Annotated in this window: 17 protein-coding genes and 2 pseudogenes; 6 read left to right on the forward strand and 13 right to left on the reverse strand. The window is 37.3% G+C overall.

All coding sequences use genetic code 11. The annotated features are described in order from the left end of the window. Positions 1-51: 51 nt before the first annotated feature. Complete coding sequence (locus FH971_RS14030; protein WP_140234730.1) at positions 52-954, reverse strand: LysR substrate-binding domain-containing protein; 903 nt, start codon at positions 952-954, stop codon at positions 52-54. A 135-nt stretch (positions 955-1089) separates the two neighbouring features. On the opposite strand from FH971_RS14030, the gene FH971_RS14035 reads away from it, so the two are divergent. Continuing rightward, complete coding sequence (locus tag FH971_RS14035) at positions 1090-1959, forward strand: DMT family transporter (protein ID WP_140234731.1); 870 nt, start codon at positions 1090-1092, stop codon at positions 1957-1959. 83 nt (positions 1960-2042) lie between these two features. Continuing rightward, positions 2043-2501 (forward strand): GNAT family N-acetyltransferase, encoded by a 459-nt coding sequence (locus FH971_RS14040; protein WP_140234732.1) that lies wholly within the window; start codon positions 2043-2045, stop codon positions 2499-2501. Between the two features lie 550 nt (positions 2502-3051). On the opposite strand, the gene FH971_RS14045 is transcribed toward FH971_RS14040, so the two are convergent. Further along, positions 3052-3687 (reverse strand): hypothetical protein, encoded by a 636-nt coding sequence (locus tag FH971_RS14045; RefSeq protein ID WP_140234733.1) that lies wholly within the window; start codon positions 3685-3687, stop codon positions 3052-3054. A gap of 1216 nt (positions 3688-4903) precedes the next feature. Between FH971_RS14045 and FH971_RS14050 the strand changes: the two genes are divergently transcribed. Beyond that, positions 4904-7186 carry an nSTAND3 domain-containing NTPase gene (locus FH971_RS14050; RefSeq protein WP_140234734.1) on the forward strand — a complete coding sequence of 761 codons (2283 nt, stop codon included), beginning with the start codon at positions 4904-4906 and terminating at the stop codon, positions 7184-7186. A 541-nt stretch (positions 7187-7727) separates the two neighbouring features. Here the strand turns inward: FH971_RS14050 and FH971_RS20475 are convergent. The 4 genes from FH971_RS20475 to FH971_RS14070 all read right to left on the reverse strand — a co-directional run bounded on the left by FH971_RS20475 (position 7728) and on the right by FH971_RS14070 (position 11040). Further along, the gene (locus FH971_RS20475; RefSeq protein ID WP_206194425.1) at positions 7728-7913 is read right to left on the reverse strand and encodes a hypothetical protein; all 186 of its coding nucleotides are present in this window, start codon (positions 7911-7913) and stop codon (positions 7728-7730) included. Continuing rightward, positions 7910-8143 (reverse strand): ECs_2282 family putative zinc-binding protein, encoded by a 234-nt coding sequence (locus tag FH971_RS14060; protein WP_140234735.1) that lies wholly within the window; start codon positions 8141-8143, stop codon positions 7910-7912. The genes FH971_RS20475 and FH971_RS14060 overlap by 4 nt, the downstream gene beginning before the upstream one ends. A 99-nt stretch (positions 8144-8242) precedes the next feature. After that, a complete protein-coding gene (locus tag FH971_RS14065) occupies positions 8243-10552 on the reverse strand; it encodes an AAA family ATPase (RefSeq protein WP_140234736.1) in 2310 nt (769 codons plus the stop codon). A 53-nt stretch (positions 10553-10605) separates the two neighbouring features. Beyond that, on the reverse strand, positions 10606-11040 hold the full coding sequence (locus FH971_RS14070) for a hypothetical protein (protein WP_140234737.1): 435 nt from the start codon (positions 11038-11040) through the stop codon (positions 10606-10608). A 242-nt stretch (positions 11041-11282) separates the two neighbouring features. Between FH971_RS14070 and FH971_RS14075 the strand changes: the two are divergent. The 3 genes and pseudogenes from FH971_RS14075 (at position 11283) to FH971_RS14085 (ending at position 13406) form a co-directional block, all read left to right on the forward strand. Continuing rightward, positions 11283-12239, forward strand: a pseudogene (locus FH971_RS14075) (IS1595 family transposase). A 232-nt stretch (positions 12240-12471) separates the two neighbouring features. Next, a complete protein-coding gene (locus FH971_RS14080; protein ID WP_140234738.1) occupies positions 12472-12846 on the forward strand; it encodes a hypothetical protein in 375 nt (124 codons plus the stop codon). After that, a complete protein-coding gene (locus FH971_RS14085) occupies positions 12843-13406 on the forward strand; it encodes a DUF5655 domain-containing protein (RefSeq protein ID WP_140234739.1) in 564 nt (187 codons plus the stop codon). The genes FH971_RS14080 and FH971_RS14085 overlap by 4 nt, the downstream gene beginning before the upstream one ends. 750 nt (positions 13407-14156) lie before the next feature. On the opposite strand, the gene FH971_RS14090 is transcribed toward FH971_RS14085, so the two are convergent. The 7 genes and pseudogenes from FH971_RS14090 to FH971_RS14115 all read right to left on the reverse strand — a co-directional run bounded on the left by FH971_RS14090 (position 14157) and on the right by FH971_RS14115 (position 19736). Next, a complete protein-coding gene (locus FH971_RS14090; RefSeq protein WP_140234740.1) occupies positions 14157-15164 on the reverse strand; it encodes an AcrVA2 family anti-CRISPR protein in 1008 nt (335 codons plus the stop codon). A gap of 84 nt (positions 15165-15248) precedes the next feature. After that, on the reverse strand, positions 15249-15842 hold the full coding sequence (locus FH971_RS14095; protein ID WP_140234741.1) for a hypothetical protein: 594 nt from the start codon (positions 15840-15842) through the stop codon (positions 15249-15251). Between the two features lie 17 nt (positions 15843-15859). Further along, on the reverse strand, positions 15860-15994 hold the full coding sequence (locus FH971_RS20635; protein WP_276611782.1) for a hypothetical protein: 135 nt from the start codon (positions 15992-15994) through the stop codon (positions 15860-15862). Positions 15995-16299: 305 nt separating this feature from the next. Next, a pseudogene (locus FH971_RS14100) lies at positions 16300-17625 on the reverse strand (IS4 family transposase). 258 nt (positions 17626-17883) lie between these two features. Beyond that, positions 17884-18327 (reverse strand): YybH family protein, encoded by a 444-nt coding sequence (locus tag FH971_RS14105; protein ID WP_140235616.1) that lies wholly within the window; start codon positions 18325-18327, stop codon positions 17884-17886. Positions 18328-18402: 75 nt separating this feature from the next. Then, on the reverse strand, positions 18403-19299 hold the full coding sequence (locus FH971_RS14110) for a copper resistance D family protein (RefSeq protein WP_140234742.1): 897 nt from the start codon (positions 19297-19299) through the stop codon (positions 18403-18405). Positions 19300-19313: 14 nt separating this feature from the next. After that, the gene (locus FH971_RS14115) at positions 19314-19736 is read right to left on the reverse strand and encodes a copper resistance CopC family protein (RefSeq protein ID WP_140234743.1); all 423 of its coding nucleotides are present in this window, start codon (positions 19734-19736) and stop codon (positions 19314-19316) included. Positions 19737-19792: the final 56 nt, after the last annotated feature.

A 19792-nucleotide genomic window follows, 5' to 3' on the forward strand; every position in this document is an offset into this window, starting at 1 on the left:
GTGCTCAAAAAACGTTCGCGCTATCGCCCTGATATGACCACACGACAATTATCATATATTAAGTGTATAGCATTGCTGTTCCAACCAACGACCAAACGCTCTTATATCAGCCCTGTTAGAATTTAACTCACTATAGACAAAGTAAAAGTTATCACCGGTTTTCAATTCATGCATAGGAATTCTGACGAAATTCTGTTTATGAGATTGATCTACCGTCATATAGTTATTAATAAGCGTAATTCCTAAATTGTAACGTGCAGCTTCTGCCGCAAGTAACACATGGCTAAATTGATTAACTTTTAGATCACTAGGTAGTTCAAACCCGCCGGCTTTACACCATTGTAACCAATCATCAGCGATATGTTGATTTGTGTCAGAATATCGCACAGACAATATGGTATGTTGCCACAATGCCTCAGGGAGTGGTTTATCTCTTATTTTTTCCCAAAGCTTTTGACCACAAACAGGAAATAACTTTTCAGTAAATAACAATTTACTGACAAAGTGACGTTTTGGTGGATTTACGGTAATAAAGCAATCTGCGAATTGGTCATTAAAATCCGGCTGACCTGTGAGCATATCTAACGTTATTTCTATCTCTGGATACTGTATACGAAAATCTTCTAATCGAGGAATTAACCAGTTGACGGCCACGGAGCTATAAAGCGCTAAACGAATATATCCAGGTTTACCGTGTCGAATAATCTGACTGGCATTGGACAGAGCCGCTAATGATTGACTGACTTCGGTGAAGTAACGCTCTCCCATTTCGGTTAATGAAACTGTCCGGCCTTGCCTGTAAAACATGGCTTCACCAAGATACTCCTCAAGCATTCGTACTTGGTGACTCACTGCACTTTGAGTAACATTAAGGCTTTCTGCTGCTTTTGAAAAACTATTAAGCCTAGCGACTGATTCAAAACATTGTACTGCGCGCAATGGTGGCAATTTCATTATTACCTCAGCTAATACTAACCATTTATATATCATTATACGTCATAGATTTATATGAATATACTGCTTACTTAAACATCTGATTTACGCAATGGTATCCAGTTTTTACATTTTTAGAATAAATCGAGGGAAAGAATGCCGAAGATGAGTGTTGGGTTTGCAATGGTGTTATTGATTTTAGGAAATATTGTCGCTGTCTTTTCGGATGCTGTAATAAAAAACCTGCCGACTGGAGCTGCTGTGTATCAATTTGTTCTATTTCGACAATTGACAGCAGTGTTGATGCTTTTGCCATTTTGCTTATTCAATACAAAAACAAGATTATTTAGTCATTTAAAATGGCACTTTGTACGTGGACATGTTTGGCTATTTGGGGCTATATTCATGGTGTTTTCTCTTCAAGCTCTACCTCTGGCAACTGTTAATGCAATTTTTTATACTGCCCCATTACTTATGTTGCCGTTGGGTTTTTTATTTTATAAAGACACGTTAACCACCCCTACTATAACCGTATCGATAGCGGGGTTTGTCGGTATTCTCGTCATTGTACAACCGACACAAATTAGTTTGGCGGCTGTATCTGCACTTATAGTCGCGGTAACAATGGCTACAAATAATCTATTAGTTCGTAAACTTCCTCAGCACCACACTGTCGCTCAGACTTTATTCTTGACCAATCTAATGGGTATACCGTTTGCCTTTAGTTTAGCCATTTGGGAAAACCAACCTTTGGATTGGTACCCGCTATTGACAGCGGCTAGCTCAAATTTATTCATTTTGATTTATGCAGGTATATGCGTCTTGGTATACCGAACAGTTGAAGCACATAAAATTTCTAGCGCTGAATATACTGGCTTATTAGGTGCTGTCATAGTGGGCATCATGTGGTTTGATGAAGTTCCTGATTTAAGTTTTGTGATAGGTTCAGCATTAATCATCTTACCTTTAGTTTGGTTAGCTACACTTGAATCAGTTAAGTATAAGAAGGAAATTAGAATAAAATAATCAAATTATTTTAAATTAAACGTCAAAATAGGCCTTAAAAACACATCAAATTGATTTGTAATATTAAACAATAAGTGAACATAATGATGACTGATAATAAATTAGTGTTTTTAGATTACTGTGATTTATATTTTGAAGAGTGCATTGCATTATTTGATAAAAATTGTCCCGAGTTTTTCGCAAATAATGAAAGACAAGATTATGTTGAATTTCTCGAAAAACAAGCAAAAACTTATAAAATTGGACAAATCGAAGGTAAAATTGTGGCCGTTTTTGGCTTGGATATAGACGAGAAAAATAATAGAGCGAGTATTACATGGATCATGACTTGCCCATCAGTGCATGGCAAAGGTCTTGGCACTCAAATGATATCTTATGCTAAAAATATCGCCGTTGATTGTAAGGTTACCCACATAGACATCGCAACCAGTCATCTTTTAACTGCATTTTTTGAAAAATTTGGTGCAAAAAAGACGACTAAAATTAAAGATGGCTGGGGACCTAATATGCACAGAGTTGATATGGTGCTACCACTGCTCTAATGTCTAGTTATAAGATGGCAGATGTATAATAGCAATATTAGTCAAACGATAAAAGCTCGGTAAACAACAATGCCGAGTGTCTTAAGCCCATTGATGTCTTTGCTGTATTTATCGGTGAAGCAGAGAGATAATGACGCAACCTCATCATATGTGTCATTACACTTTAGTACAGCGACTCAGGCTATTCTATGAACGTGATATTATATTTTTGAGGATAAATGCAATCGGTTTAACCGTAAAATATATCCATTTCAAACACACTTTGGGGCATAAATAATTTACACCCCAAGACACATTTCTGGACAGAAACATGTTTCCCCTTTCCCACCACTGTCGAATGACTTCTGATCTGACAACCAGACATCTAGCGACCAGCAATTCTTCAATATCACGACAACTCAGTGTTAACTGATGATAGAGCCAAACCACTTTACTGATAATTAGAGCTAGATAGCGATATTCCGCAAAGACGTTAGAAGACTTCATCGGCAGAATATCGCATGGTTGATGGAGGTATTACTAAGCTGATAGCAGCGCTTGCTCCCCCCACTTATTTTAACTTATTGCGTATAGCACCAGCACCTGAAAATCGGCGTCCTTTAAAACGATTTCTTACCAGTTCTTTTCCTTCATCACTTAATACAAACATGTTTAATAGTGGCGTTAAGAAGAACAAGACCATTGTCGCTGTAGCTCGATTAGTCCGTCTTTGGGAGGCATTTTTTCCTGCGGGGTCTAGTATTTGAATTACAGAGATAATCCAGATGATGGATATCGAAAATTTAGTAATAAATACGACAGGCAAGTCAGAGAATTTATTCATTTTTGCTGATAAATAACATACATGCAACGTCATCGTAGCTGCATATAAAGACGAAAACAATAATGCCCCCTTCTCCTGACCAAAGTATAGACCTATCATATATAGGGCTGCTGGTACCCCTGCAACAGAAAGGCATTTAAATACATCATGGTAGTCTGTGTATATCACCATACCATCCTCACCATCTGACTCTTTAAATTTATTTGCTCCAGAATATGCAATTATAATTACGCTAGCCCAAGCCAGTAAATATACAAATATTGAATACTCTGGAAGAAAGCTTGCGATCTTGATAATTGCAGCTACAGTCATCAAAGAAACGATTAAGCCTGCTAGAGCTTTAAAAAACGTTTTAATATCCATTTAGTATCCACCTAAGTCATAGCAGCTAGTATCTGCTGCAAATATTATTATTTTTTAATTCCCATGCCAGCACAAAACCAACACGGGGTAGCAACATTTGAATGCGTGCAGCACACTCTAACTACAAAGCTTAAATACATTAACATAACATTGAGGAAATAAAACTAACCCATTGTATTTATGAGGTTTAACTAAATTATCGCAAGGTATTTTAGTAAGGGAGAATTTACTTGCTAAATTCGAGAGGGTTATTCAAACAGGGGAATCCAGGATAAGTGGATTCCAGCTAAACTTCTACTTAGAACAATGAATTTGGTACTGCCGTGAACAAATGATCGATTCTCGAAACTATGCTAAATCTATACAAAATACATAAAGATAATTACCTATTATTTGATGCTTTTATCAATAAATTTATGATGGAAAATTCTTATTCTTGCAAGGTGACTGAGTAATTGAACTAACAAGGAATGGGGCAAAAGCGGGTCAATGACTTTACTAAATTAGCAGCCAACCAATTAAATCAGGTATAGCACAGTCATTTAACATATCGTCTAGTGTTGATGCTATTGTTTAGTTTGTGAATATTCTATATTTTGCAATATTCGCTTATCTTCTTCTCAAACTATCTAACTAGCCCTTTGGGTACTCTAAGGTTAACCGTATCAGGTTGTTCTAACTTGTATACCCCTCGATAGTTGAGAACGCATATTCTTACAATCTCAAACAGTGATTCAATCGGGTCGATACCCCGTGTTCATCAACAAATTTAGGGTATTTGCCATGGTTTGAGAATGTTGATATTTTCCCATGTACAAACTTACTCCTCAATTCATAAATAGTTTTTATTTTTGATTCGATACCAACTATATCACTGGCGTCTTGACTCACCCCACCAACTATAGAAGCCTTGTTATTTCTTTCTATACTACTGTGCATCTAACGCAATAAAATAGTCCAAGAAAGTCACCAAAGTCGGCCTGATTCCCCCAACTACCCTTGAAGTTCATAAAGTACAAACAGTTCAGGCTCGCGGCGACTATAGCTAAAAGCGCAATGAGCCATTTAAACGAAATGTCATTATCACAACTTTCAATTTCAATAGTTTCGTTTTGAGTCGTTACCGATGGATCGCTTTGAAGTGATTGAGCGTTTTAACAATGATTTAAACTAGGTTATCATTTAGTTATGAGCGTAAAGCCCCTTAAGGAAGATAATGACTAAGGTTCAAGCATCCGAAGTAACGTATGAACTGCATTCTTTAGGTTGGAAGGCTTTTCAGCAGTTATGTGCAACGGTTTTATCTGAGGTACTAGGTCAGACTGTCCAAGTCTTTTCAGAAGTAAATGATGGAGGTCGTGATTTAGCATTTTATGGGAATTGGCTTAATAGTTCAGAGTCTAGTGTAAATTTCCAGGGTGCTTTTACCATTCAATGTAAACATACGATAAAACCAGATGCTAGCTTTAGTCTCAGTCTTGTAAGTGGTGAGTTGAAAAAAGTTAAGATTTTGGCAGAAAAGGGGTTGTGTGAAAACTATCTAATTATAACTAATGCTAAAGTATCGGCTGAGGCTGAAATTGCAATTATTGAAGCATTTGAAGAGATTGATGGCCTTAAGATATGTAGAGTTTTTTCTGGACAATGGCTTAGTCAAAAAATTAGAGAATCCGCTAGACTACGAATGTTAATACCAAGGGTTTATGGGTTAGGTGATTTAGCTCAAATCGTAGATAGTAGAGCTTATGAACAAGCCAATGAAATACTATCTTCTATGGGGAGAGAGATCGCAAAGTTTGTAATTACAGATGCTTATAACAAAAGTGTTGATGCATTAACTGACAATGGTTTTGTATTTTTGTTAGGTGAACCAGCATCTGGGAAATCTATGATTGCGGCATCTTTGGTGTTAGCTTCGATAGATTTATGGAAATTGAATGCAATAAAAATAAGCACTCCGGATGAATTAAGTCGGCATTGGAATCCGCTTGAAAAAAATCAAATATTTTGGGTTGACGACGTATTTGGTGCTACTCAATTAGATCATTCTAAAGCCAATGACTGGAATTTAAAGTTGGGTCATTTTAATGCCGCGATAAATAAAGGTGCAAGAATTATATTTACCTCCAGAACATATATATATGAAGAAGCAAAGGGGTATTTAAAAGAGTCGGCTGCACCTGTAATAAAGAATTCCCAAGTAACAATTTATGTAGAGAATCTGTCTAAAGATGAGAAGGAACAAATTCTATATAATCACATAAAGCTAGGTAATCAAGCGCATGATTTTAAAAGAAAAATAAAGAAGTACTTACCCAGCATTGTTATTAGTAAAGGTTTTTCTCCAGAAGTTGCGAGAAGGCTTGGTGACAAAAATTTCACGAAAAAGTTATTTTTAAGCGAAAAAAATGTTGTTGATTTTTTTGAAAAACCAATGGATTTTTTGATCGATACAATTAGAAATTTAGATGTTCATAGCCGAGCAGCACTAACAGTGTTGTTCCGAAATGGAGGCGAAATTGAAAGACCAGTCCCTAATGAACTGATAGACGTACATTATTTAAGTCGACTAGGTAGTACACCATACTATGTTTTGAAGTCGTTAGGGTTTCTTGAAGAAAGCTTTACGATCTCTTTTCTAAAAGGGAAAAAATATTTTTGGAAGTTCAAGCACCCTATCATTCAAGATGCATTAGCTAATATTTTTTCAAATGATCTAGAATTTCTTGATGAGTACGTATCTGGTGCAAATATCTTAAAGCTATTTAGGGAAGTAAGTTGTGGTTTAGATGACGTTCTTGGTAGCAAAATTGTTTTGTCTAATCAATATTATAGGTTATTGATTGACAGAATAAGAATGCTTGATATTAAAATTTATTATAACTCCATTGGATTATCTTATTTTCTATCTGGAAGATGTGACTATGACTTTTTAAAGATGTTAGTTGATAGTTATCCAGAATACGTTTCATCTCTACGAGTTATTTCTGGTTTAAAGTATTGTACTGATTTGAAGGTGTTGCTCAAATTAAAATCAATAGGGCTTTTAGAAGAGCCACTGAGACTTAAAGCTGTTACTAGATACTTTGATATTGCGGTAAATTGGTTTGATGCAGGTGCTTTAGACGAGTCTTGTATGTTGCTACTTACTGAAACTGAAAAGGAAAGTTTGCTACATAAAATTAAGAGTGAATCATTACCGAAAATCACTAGTGAGTTAGGCAATTATGAAACAAACTGGAATGGTGAAGAACCAGAAGAGTATCTTGAAGAAATTTCATCCGCGATTGATGTATATCTAAGAGTTTTCAATGATGAGGGGAGCAAAGATTATCTTGAAGAAGCTAAAGAAATTTTGATCGAGTGTAAGACTAACCTCGAGTCAAATTACTTCGAGGAGGAAGAAGACGACGGTAGTAGTTTTTTCTCAAAAGAAGCTCCTAGTCATAGTCCGATAGATTATGGTGGTAGGTGTGTTTTTGAAGATGTAGATAAATAGTAACCCCGAAACATCGGTGTTTTTCATAGCTCATTTGAAGCCGAATTTGGAGTGGGCGGACCATTCCATTAGGTCTTGTATTTTGCCTATCCATTAGCGCATGTATGGGAAACGTAATTAGCACACAATGGGGCATATAACGATTTAGAGCGGTCACTCTAAGCCGTGCCTGGACAGAAATCAGTTAGTGCTTCTAGTCTAATTTTGAGTTTATTTGGAATCCTGTGCTTGATATCTTGAACTCTTGTTATACGTACATTAATACGAAACCCAGAATATCTCTTCATTGGGCTCGTTTTCGGAGTCTTTCCAACTTAGTTTAACTTGGTACTTTGTTGGACTTCCCAAACAAATTGCTGCAATTAACTTAATTCTTGAATTATTTTTCATCTCTGGGTGAGGAAATTTATCGTTTAGTTCACTTGAAATTAAAGGACTATCCTCACAATCAATTAACTCAAAATTTAAATTGTAGGCACTTCCTTGTCCCGTATTTGAAATATAAAAATGATATGATTTACCGAGCTTTGACAAGGTTACGTTAAAGTTTATTTTTATTTGCTTTTTCTTCAGCTAAGTTTTCAATCTGCAATTGCGATAGTTTAGCTGTAACTCTTTCTAATTCGAGTTGCTCTTTTGCAAGTTTACGAGTGCGAACTAAAGACACCGAAGATATGACAATTGCTATTAATGATACTAAAGCACTAATAATTTCAAATTTACTCACTTAAATCCTTTTAATGCGTTTTTCAGCATTTTTTCTATTTCTTTTTTCGCTTCAGGAATTACTACTTTTTTTGCTTGTTCGATACCTGCTTCTTTTAAATCGCATAACATCACTTCAAACTTGCATTGGTTGCACTTTACGAAATCGTCATCCTGGACATTGTCTGGTTGTTCAAATTCGGTATGCCCACATTCTGGGCATTGAATTTCTATATGATCTGTTTTTAACACCTGAACTCTCCTTGTACCTATAACGCTCCACTCACCGGAATTTTGGGAGCGAAGCGAGTAAAATTCGAGTGAGTGGCTTGTTATATGCTTTGCCAATAGTCACGTAACAACCTCGACCATTTCGTTGTAATGAACTTCGTCAACTTCATGAAGCCAAGTGAAAATATCACCAATCACATTTTGGCTTTCACCAAGAAGGTTTTCTGAAGAATCCTCGTTAATTTCAATAACAGCACTATGAGAATACTTATTTATAAACCGGTAAATCTTTTCTTTTGTAGCTTCATCTGTTGTTTCACAACCATTTAATCCACAAGTCATAAGTTGTGATATATCACTTCGGTGCTTTGGGAATTTAAAGCTAAAAAATGATTCAAGCAGCTTTCGTGCAAGGTTCGCTGTTAAAAAGGCGTCGTCTCTCGATAATGTGGAGCTATCCTTAAATGCGTATAATTTTGAAAATATGTAATGGTATTCCGAGTTATACTTCACCAAACTAAGATCTGCGTCCATAAAAGTTGAGCTACGTGGGGTAGATGTTGTAGTTTGAATTGTATAAAAAAAAGCATTAGGAACTTTAGGTGGATTCTTTCTTTGTCTATTGCGATTTACCCCTTCGAACCAATCACGCATTAATTTAAAATAAGTAAAATTATGTGTAAATACAAACAACTGCTTGGCTTTATCACAATTGCTACGAAGAAATGAATACGAATGAAAGAGGTGATTTGAATCAAAGCTTGATACAGGATCATCTACGACAACAATAGTGTTTTCCATTTTGTTATCGTTTTCCTTTAACTTGGTGATGAAGTAAACAAACGCTATGGCTGTTTTTTCACCCTCACTCAAGTTCCCCTCGACTAGATCAGAATCGTTCCTAAGTATTTCATAACCTTTATTTGATGGATTAAAGCGAAGAGTTAATTCACTACGACCAAGGAATTTGTGAAGTGATTCGTTAAACTGGTCAGCTCCAAGACCTTCGTTTGAAAGTGAATCTTCAAGCCATCGAATTTCCGAATCTAGGCTGTTTATTGTTGTTTTTAGCGTAGTGTTTTCGGCTGTTCGGCGAGTAACTTCCTTTTTCTTTTCGTGGTAGCCAAAGTCCTTAACTTCAGTAGTAGCATAGTGAAGCTCAAGTTGCTTCTTAGCTTTTTTTGTTTCTACTTCGAAATTTCCTGACTTGTGGTTGTGCTTTCCAACAACCTTACCAATAGCGGTCATTGCATCATTAAATGCTGTTACAGACGATTTATTGATGATATCAACGATTAACCCTGTTTCTAGCGGATTACCAGTCTTTTCCTTTAGAACACTGTGCCATGTTGCTATATCTTCGTTCAACGTGGTTATTGCTTTTTCCAACGCGGAGCAAGAGTCAATGTATTCCTTTTTAAATTCTTCGTAGAAATCACTTGCACTGGGAAGTACAGGTGATTGAACATATTGACTGACAAGCCATCCATCAGCTCTAACAAGTCGGTCTTGAAAGGCTTTGTAATCGTCATTGAAATGAGCTTCAAGTTGTTTAATTCTTACTTCAGTGATTGTATTACCACAAAATTCACACTCGTTTGTATCATGGCGCTTATGAAGCTCAAGACCAGTTTCAATCCAAGATCTTATATCACCATATTCGACAAGCCTCTGAATGGTTTCACTAACCACACTGGTTTTTAAAAGGTCTTCAAGGCGTTCTTTAGCCTTGCTGAAAGTTTCCTGATTGATGGTTTGCGGTGTGAAGGTGATAGTACTCTTTTGATCTGGCTTAGCCGCATTGGTCAATTCAATAATCTTGTCGTCATCTAAAAGCGGCTCGTCTGCCTTAGTGGCTTCATGATTTGCAGTAATAAATGCTTCAAACTTTCGCTTATCATAGTTCAGGTAATAGCTATCAGTGGTGTCTATCGACTGAAGGCTAGTTTTCATGTGCCGTGCGCTACTAGTACCGAATTTTGAGACAGCTGTATTCAGCTTCTTAATTGCTTCAGCTTCTTTGTTATGCACTTCGGAATCAGATTTTTGCTTCTTCTTTAGTTCCTCTAGTTTTTCACGTTCTTCAATTTTTTCTTTATCTACAAGTAAAATGCTTTTAACAACACTATTCCATGAGATATTTTCATCAATAAAGTCTTGATTAAATGTGTACACGTTTAGATCAGATTCGGCAATATTCGCTTGTGTAATCGCTGCCTCGCCATTAAGTGAAACTGAGAATTCTGAGGAAGGAAACCTTATCGAATGAGCTTTGTTTTCGATGCATCTGAATACACCTGAAAGAGTAGATTTACCGCTACCGTTCCAACCATAAAACAAGTTGTATTTTCCGAAATCTTTGGCATTGGAATTAGTATGATTCTGAAAGATACCGAACTGCTTTAGTTTTTGTATACTTTTTATTGACATAACATCCTTGCTCTAAAATTCGTTCACTGCTCAAACTGCGTATAACGCCAAATTCAACGGCGAGTATAACGAGTCCGATGCAATTGTTTATTAAATGCTTTTACATCATTCTCGGATTTTTGTATTTGTAAATCTAACAACCTATCTTGTTTGGGTTGAATTTTTGTATGCCAATGGTGAAACCCATAAGCTGTGAAACCACCACCAAAAACAAAAAAGCAAGTAAGGTAAATACCGAGTTCAAGGTCTTTATTGGACTTGGCAATTTCAGCTTTCTGCTCATATAAAAATAATTCAAGATTTTCATCTTCGTTTAAAGTTTCTTTGGCCTTGAGAGTCTCCATTGGTATATAGCGGTCAAATGCCATGGAGTTGTAGTGCTCATGCCGTATGAAGAACATTATTGCTGTTGTAAGTAATATCAACAACCCTAATAAGGCATAGAACTTATATATGTTATCTGTTGGTAATGGAATCTTTGACTGCATCCAAATATCCTTGTGAATTTAGCATTTTATTAGTACGCATGCGCGCTTACCTCATTAGACCAGTAAAAACACGCATAATTAACTACCTCTATTGCAAAACTTATCAGCTTTCCTTCAAATGTACCATCAGGAAAAACGCGCATGTAAATTGACTTAAAAATGCTCAAAACTAATTAAGTTTGAATATGACTGTATATCCATAAGGGCTATCCATTTAGCGCCACCAGTGTCAATATGTAGTAATAAAAACTTCATCGTATTTATTAAAAGCTGGCGTTGATTCCCCTACAAATTGGGACGAATTTGTTGATTGGGTTCATGATGAACAATCTTGCATCAGCTACCTTTACGCACTTCGTTGGCCAAACGGATTCATTTGCCCAAGCTGTTCAAGCCATCAATCACCTTATCTGTTAAGTAATGGCAAGTTAAAATGTCATGCTTGTCGTTCTCAGTGTTCAGTTACATCAAGTACACTTTTTGACAAAACAAGAAACCACATGAAAAGTTGGTTTGCTGCGGTCTGGTTTATTACAAATCAAAAAAATGGTGTCAGCGATCTTGGAGTTCAAAGGCTATTAGGTCTTGGGAGTTATCAAACCGCTTGGTCATTAATGCACAATTTAAGACATGCCATGGTTGATCCTGAAAAGGACAAATTATCCGGCATCGTAGAGGTTGACGAAACACTAATAGGTGGCGTCGTTCCCCAATCATTTATTAAAAATCAATAGGGTAAGCGTAAAGCTGTAGTTTTGGTCGCTGTTGAGCTGCTATCACCCTCTGGATTTGGCCGGATACGTTTAAGGCAAGTGGAAAGTGCAACCAGAGAACATATCCATCAATTCATTCAAGATGTAATTGAATCTGGTAGTACAATTTGTAGTGATAGCTCTCAAGCATACAAACAAATAGACAAGAAAGAATATAAGCATAACCGAATAGTGCATTTAGGTTCATTTGTACCTGCACATGAAACAATGGCTGGGGTACATCGAGTCTCATCATTATGTAAAAGATGGCTTTTAGGTACATATCAAGGCGCGCTAAAAACTAAGCAACTTGATTATTATTTAGATGAGTTTACATTTCGCTTCAACAGAAGAAAGTCAGATTCTCGGGGATTATGATTCTACAGGTTGCTTGAACAAGCAATGCGTTCTAAGCCGATAACGTACCAATCAATTAAAAATCGATAACCACAATATATAGTGGTTGATTGTGCTAAGTGGATAGCCCTTGTTTACATACAGTTATTCTAGCAGTGTATAAAGAAGAAGCAAGTATCTCTCTAGCAAATTAAATCACACTTGATTATCTAACGATATCAAAAAAAGATTGCCGAGCAGGCTTATTAAAAGTCTTCTATAAATTAATAAAACACTGCTTGTCGGCAAAAATCATATTTTTTAAACGTCAGGGATGAATACCATGATAATGAAAATGATCTCCTCTTGGATTAAGCACCTTTCTAAAAAAGAAGAACTTAGGTTCAAGCAAATACAGGAAGCGGCCACAAAAAGCTCTGAAGAAAAAAAGGTCGAGGCAAAGACCAGACTTGCAGCGTTAGACCAACACAAGGCAAATATTCTTGCGATCAAGCGCTTTTCCTATTGGGATGAATACACAAAATACGGGAAGAGTGGTTTCGGTATCGAAAAGTACGATGAAAAAGTGAGTGTTCTGAAAGCCGGCTTGGAAACACTGCTTGTCGACGTGGAGAAGCCAGAGCTAGGCTATGCAAAGAGTATTGATAGGGATGCAAATGAACTCAATAGGACATTTTCTAAGGCTACTAGGATTTGAATGAAATACCCGCACCAGAGCAGAGCCAGTGGCGTAATTTGGAGCAAAGCAGTGGTAAAAGTCAATTGCAGTGGCTTGAACTGGCCAATAGCCAAAGCTTTAGCAAACACAGCGAATTGGTGAATTGGCTAAAAAGCGAATTTAGTATTGGTCATGGTAATGCCAACCTGATTGCCCACTGGGCCAAGCAGGCTGCGGCCGGTGGTGAACCCAGCCAGGATGATCTATTGGCGGCACAATACAGCGATGCCAAAATGGTATTAAAACCGATTTATGATGCCCTTATCGAGTACGTTCAAAGCCTTGGCAATGATGTAGAACTGAGCCCGAAAAAAGCCTATGTCAGCCTGAGGCGGAACAAGCAGTTTGCTTTGTTACAACCCTCAACAACCACACGATTTGATCTTGGTTTGAATTTAAAAGATGTTGAGCCTGAGGGCATATTGGAAGCATCGGGCAGTTTTAATGCTATGTGCAGTCATCATATTCGTATCAGCTCAACCGCCGACATCGACCATAGGGTTAAACACTGGCTGGCTGAAGCATATTGTCGTGGCTGAAACTAATCGAGTTTGAATGCAGAGCATATGTTACTTGCTTCTGAAAAGCTTGTATTGGGCATACTACTTCGATCTAACTGCTCATTGCTTTAGGTTTACTACAAAACGCATGTCCGTAGCTAAGTCAAAGTGGACATTGGTTTTTTAGTAAGCCTTGTTTCTGAACGACCGTTGATCGCTCGAAGCCGTCCGTCGTATCAGTCCGTATTTTTGCCGTTCGATTCAATAATTCGTTTGGTCCGTATATGGCCGAAGCCAGGTTTAAGCTGAAGGAAAAATTTATACCATTGGAAGTGGAAGTTCGCATAAAATGAGTCGTACAATCCCTTCAACGGCTAGGATGTGTCTAGGTTATTGGTGGCAATTCAATTGTCGTTGGCCTTTCGCTTTCACTCAGGAAGAGGGGCCAGTTTATTCTGATGACTTAGTGCCTTGTTGTTGATTAATCAAACTGGCGTAACTTCGCCGAAGGCGGCATAAGACTAAATTGTTGATTAGAAAAAATGCTAGATTTCAGTATATGTAGGTTTGATCACAACAACCCCATCACCACCAAAATGTTTTATCGTTATTAGTTGACAAGATTTATGGAAGGTTGATATTTTCAGGTCTCTTTTAAATATATTTTTCAATTTTAACCTCCGATTATTCTTGAGTTCTGTGAAACCAATTTTGTTGCATGGTTGCATTCAATTCTTGATATATACTGCTGAATTTAACAAAGTCCCCCGACATTTGTTAAATTAAAGTTTATGCCGCATCCTGAAACTCACCAGCCAAACTATTAGCATTAATAATTAATGGCGGTAGCCATTTGAAATTAAACTTACGCGAATTACTGTTTCTTTTTCCTGACCAGAATCCATGCCAATGAGCGCTTCGTATATGGGGCGTCATATTTTTATTTTTTCCACCCTTAAAATCAGTATCTACATTTAGCGACTTAGCCAAATCTTTACCGACATTCCAAATTGTAGATTTTTTGGGAGGGAAAAAGCGTAAACCTTTTTTTGTATTTCGAAGCGTTGGATTATTTGGAGGAAATTTTTCTATCTGCTCAATATCGGGTTCATCACTGCACAAGTAAAGTAAAAGTGAAATGCATTGATGGGCTACCTGACACATTAATTTCTTAGCATTTCTAACAATTAGATCGTCATTATAAAGGTCATTTATTTCATCCGTTTCAGAAAAACAAAGTGCCCTTTGCTTATTAGATTCAGACCACGTCCGCTCAATCGATTCTTCTACAGACCAATCCCCTAAATGTAAAATGAGTGGAACTAAACCATTTTCCTGGTCCAGTAAAAATCTAATCTCGGCACGGCCTGTAGCAATGTCATGCTCTAAATGAGCAAAAAATCCAAATTGATTTTTGTCTGAGGGAGTTTCAATATAAACACACCATTGCGGCAATCTAAATAGTACATCAGCAGGTATATTTCTGCTTATTTTGGTATTGCGTATTGATTCATATAAAGTATCAGTAAATTTATATATACCTTGTGTATACCGCCATGCATCAAGAGCTGCCAACATTGAAATTTCACAAGAGAAGTTTAAAGAAAGGCGATTATATTGTGTTGATACAATAGCTGCATGAGCGGCCATTGGCGTTAAGCACCAGTCAGGCCAATCGGGTAAATCGATGCCTTTACCTTTGCGAATATATTGAAGTGATTTCCAGGCACCTGGATATTTTTTTGTTGCTTCATTTAAATGCTGAACTGGCCGGGGTAATATGTTTTTAACTTGCATAATTTTCCTATTATATCTGGTTGTCGTTTTGTGAGGGATTTCACTAAAACCAACTGCTTTCTTGGTAAACTAGTCAAGTTGAAGTCAGATTCCCATTTGATGCATTTTAATTTTTCTAATTAAATCACATGGTTGTTGCGACATCCAAACTTGCATTTGTGCCTCACCATTATGAATACTAGATATTTGTTCTTGTACCTTGGATAAAAATTCAATCGTCAGTTCTGGTGACATTGTAACTGCTCGTAACACTTTAATTTCTTTAGTTGTACTATCAACTATATGCACATTAATTAATAACCGCTGCTTATTATTTTCAATATTGTGTAATTGAATATCTTTAATAATCCTGGCATCAAATGGGCTATCAAGTGTTAACACTGGCCTGCCTTTATTGTCATGAAATTGCCATAGCAATAATATTGCTCCATTCTTTGCTAGTATACCGCAGGAAATATTACATCTTCGTAAAGCCAAAGCTTCCAGTTTATCGATCCCCTTCATCATAATAATTAATCTATTTGAGGCTCTCAAAAACTCAGCACACGCCCCGTCCTGTACTGGTAGCTGTAAATGATATTTTTCACCAACTACCAAGTAGTTTAAAGAATCGTTTGTAAAACTTTTTGCTACTTGAAAATTTTGTTTTTTTAATGGTTCGAATTCAATTTCGGACATGGTTTTTCCTTTTTATTTTAAGATGCACTTTTCAATGCGATTAGTGATGCCATAGTATTGAGTGATATGATTTTAGTTAGCTGTTCTTGAGAAGTAGTCGTCTTACGTGTTAATGAAAGACTGATGCCTTCGATAATTTTTCGTTGAGTCATTTAAATCCTAAAATAATTAAAAAAGTTGTTGACAGGGTATTTACACATGTATTAATATACAAGCATAGTTAACACTCTTTTATCATAAAAACATTTCGCGAAAAGTCAAGCTTTTTCTATTTTTTTCTTCGCGTGCGTGAACTCATTCCCACTAATTCAGCGTATTAAATCTTCTTTTAAATTATTTTAAGATGGTTGATTTTCAATGTTTGAAGTCTCAACTCCTATTTCAATCTAAGCCAAGCAGGCTGGGGGAAGTGGACCAATTTCAAATGAAAAAATGGCTTTATACTTCCTAATGCCGTTCACTTAAAGTGAGCGGCATTTTTTCTTTTTGCCACAGGGTACTTGTTTTTACTGACTTTTAAGCACCTTGGATAACTTCGTTCTCGTTCACCCTCCAACTTAAACTGTTTGGCATTTCTCTCTATATCTAAAATGAGTTTGGGGACATTGCCTGGTGCATATAACGGCATATGGGTGAGTTTATTAATAATATGAGATGAAGCATCTCGAAAACTGAGCTGATTTGGAAATACGCTTTTAAGCGATTTCGCCATTAATATCATTTTATAACGTATTAAATTATAAGCTAATAATAACCCCCATAACTTCTGGTGTATCAGCTCTGGAAGGTTGCTTCTCAGCGTAAATCGAGTTTCTAGCATATATTGCTTCATTTCTCGATAACCCAGCTCTATCTCCCAGCGATGGGCATATAAATCAACAATCTCAGCACTCGGATAGGCCATAGGATCAAGCATTTAACTGAGAATGCTGACTTGCTTCCCTTTTACCTGACGAGTGGTTAATCTGGCTTCTATTGTCAATGGAAGTTCAGGGCGCTTCTTTCTTGATTGAGGTGTGGTACTCAGCTTCACCAGTTTATCGTGCTTACCTAAGCTGCGGATTTCTTCATATTGAGTGTCTTTTTTTAATGGCAATAACCAGTGAGTATTGACACCTTTTAACTGCCAATCATGTAATAAACCGAGCGAATAAAAGCCCTTATCAAATAAGGTCAAACTGTTGTCAGGCACACGTTTGATAAGCTTAGCGGCTAAGATCATTTCATTTTCAGCAACACTGTCAAAGGCGCTATCTACGAGTAAATGGCTACTGAGCTCCATCATGCAAACCATTCGAACTTGCGGGTAACCTGACTCACTTGCTTTGTTTGCTGTGCGCGCAAAAGCTGCGCTATTTTCTTTCGTTTCAGGAGTTCGCCATACCACGCCATCAACACCAAAGTGGTTCAAACCACACCAATGAGGATGTTCAGCGCGTTGATGTCAAGTGGCGGCTGAACGATAGAATATATCGCGCACCACATTACTACCCAACTTTTTTCTAGCCTGTGTTACAGCACTTGTAGCGACATAATCAACTTCTTGTGGTAGCACAATATCAAGCTTGTTAATCAATTGACGAACGGATTCATTGCGAAATAAAGACATACCAATAACAGCCCAAACCATAGCATCCATGGGAAGTTTTCGTCGTCTTAATGTGGCAACACCGTTGGAGTCTAGACAAGATTGAATAATATCGGGCTCAAGGACATCAGCAAGGCATGAGAATTCAGTCTGGCGGTTAATTGAAGTGCGGGCAAGAGCTTCTGAAAGTTCCATAAAAAAATCCGATAATGAAGATTATCGGATTTTGGCAGACTGAAAAGATCGGTCAAGAGATCGGTTTATTTTTTTATAACTTCAGTTCTTAACTGATCGGCATTAGGAGTTATTCCGGTCTTTTTTTATATAAAAAATGGAAATCCTTTTCCATAAAATATCATGCATTAACATGATCCGAGTCTTTGTGGTTTTCTTGGGAGCACCTACAAAGAAGCTCAAGATAATCCCTTATCTGGTTGATGAAACTTTTATTAGTTACGACCAGTGCACGTGGGTTATTTTCCAATGACCATCCGCTTGTTTAATTAACACAAGCGTTTCCATGGTCATTGAGTCAATACTTTTACCTTTATATTCACCTTGGGCGTGACTTATTGACGTTGAAATAGCAATGTCACCCGTAATCGTTATTTGGTGTTCTTTTGCCGTTATGGTTAACCCTTTTAAGTAGGCCATATCCGCAAGCATGTGATGATTGGCATACTCCGTAAGTGAACGTTCTACTTTTCCACCTTCATAAATTTGCACATTGGCTGCTAATGACTGCCTAACAATAGCCTCATTGCCCATTTGCAATGCAGCATGAAATTGTTTGACGACATTACCCGCGGCGGAATCAACACCGATAAACGCTTTTTGTTCTATAGGGTGAGTTTCATCATCATGGGCGAAGCTCAATGAGCTTTGTCCTGCTGACATCAGTAATATCCCGGTCGTTATGAGTATTGTTAAAGGGCTATTATTCATTTTTATCTCTCTGTTAATTTATAGTGATTATCCAAGGCTCATAGGACCTAGTACGCTCGAAAGTACCGCTGTTGTCGCTAATATCAGTACTGCTATTAATGCTTCTAATCCAATCGATTTTTGTAGTTTTTGTTTTGCGAGTGATGGGTTCGCAATCGTTAATTTCGGTACTAAAACCAATTTATGCCATGCTGCTATAAGTAAAATGATAGCCACCAAACAGAGCTTGATGGTGACCGCAATACCATAATCGGAACTGAATAATTCAGTGGGACTATCAAACAACATCCACACCATTCCCATGCCTGAAAGCAACACTAGAATGACAATCACTATGCCTAAACGACCAAATGTATCCATGACATTTTTTATGACGATGTTGTCATCGGTGCTACATAATTTCCATAATGGATAAAAAGCGCCTATCCAACTGCCAATGATCAACACGTGTATCAATATTAAGCCTTGAGCAAGCAATCCCAGTTCAGTGCTATGGCCTATAAAAGTAAACGTAACAGCAATTAACAGACAGCTGAGAATCGCTAATACCGCAGAAAACGTTTTGATATAGCGGTTCTTATGAAACAGTAAACTACTAGCCACGAGCATTAACCCAAAGCCGATTAAGCGCCAAAGCACCGTTTGCCCTACCTGGGTTGGCCACAGAAAAGCATGCATCTGCGCATCGAATATTCCCATCAAGCCGTTTTCAGCAAAACCCCCTACTTGCGCAAAATAATTGATACTAACGGCAATCAACCCCAAAACAGCACCAAGGCCGGTATATTTTGCAACGCTAATGCCGAGGTTCGGTTGACCCTTAATGAGATATTGCATCAATGTGCCGCCAATAACGGCGGCAACACTAAGATAAATAACCCATTTAGTTATCAACACCGATATTTCAAATACGGTTAATATCATGTTTACTCATCCACTTATTGATGTGCAGTGTGCTCACTAGTCTCATGCTCCATCGTCATAGGCGGTGCACTGTGAGTGTTCATACCAGAGTTATGTAGCATAAAGCTCATGTTGCCTTTCATCTTATGACCGTCGTCACCCATGATCATCCAGTTAACTGTATAATTAGCTGCACTTAATACTGGTAGACCGAATGAGAATGCTGCTTGACTGGTCGCACCTGAAGGTAATGTTAACGGTACACTTTGCTGCTTCTCATCTTGCATTGTTAATTTGACCAAACGTACCGGAGCTGTAAAGGTCAGTTCAAGCTTTGTTGGGGCTTGACTTAGCATTGCTCCGTTAGCGGGCATAGAACTGCCCAGTCCGACATGAGCGAATGCTGAAGCACTAAGAAATAGACTTGTTACGACTAAAACACTGTTAAATAATTTCATAATATTTCCTTTTATATTGTTTATAACGATCGAAAAAAGATTTAAATAAATAATTA

Source organism: Shewanella polaris (genome assembly GCF_006385555.1).
GTDB classification, from domain to species: Bacteria; Pseudomonadota; Gammaproteobacteria; order Enterobacterales; family Shewanellaceae; genus Shewanella; species Shewanella polaris.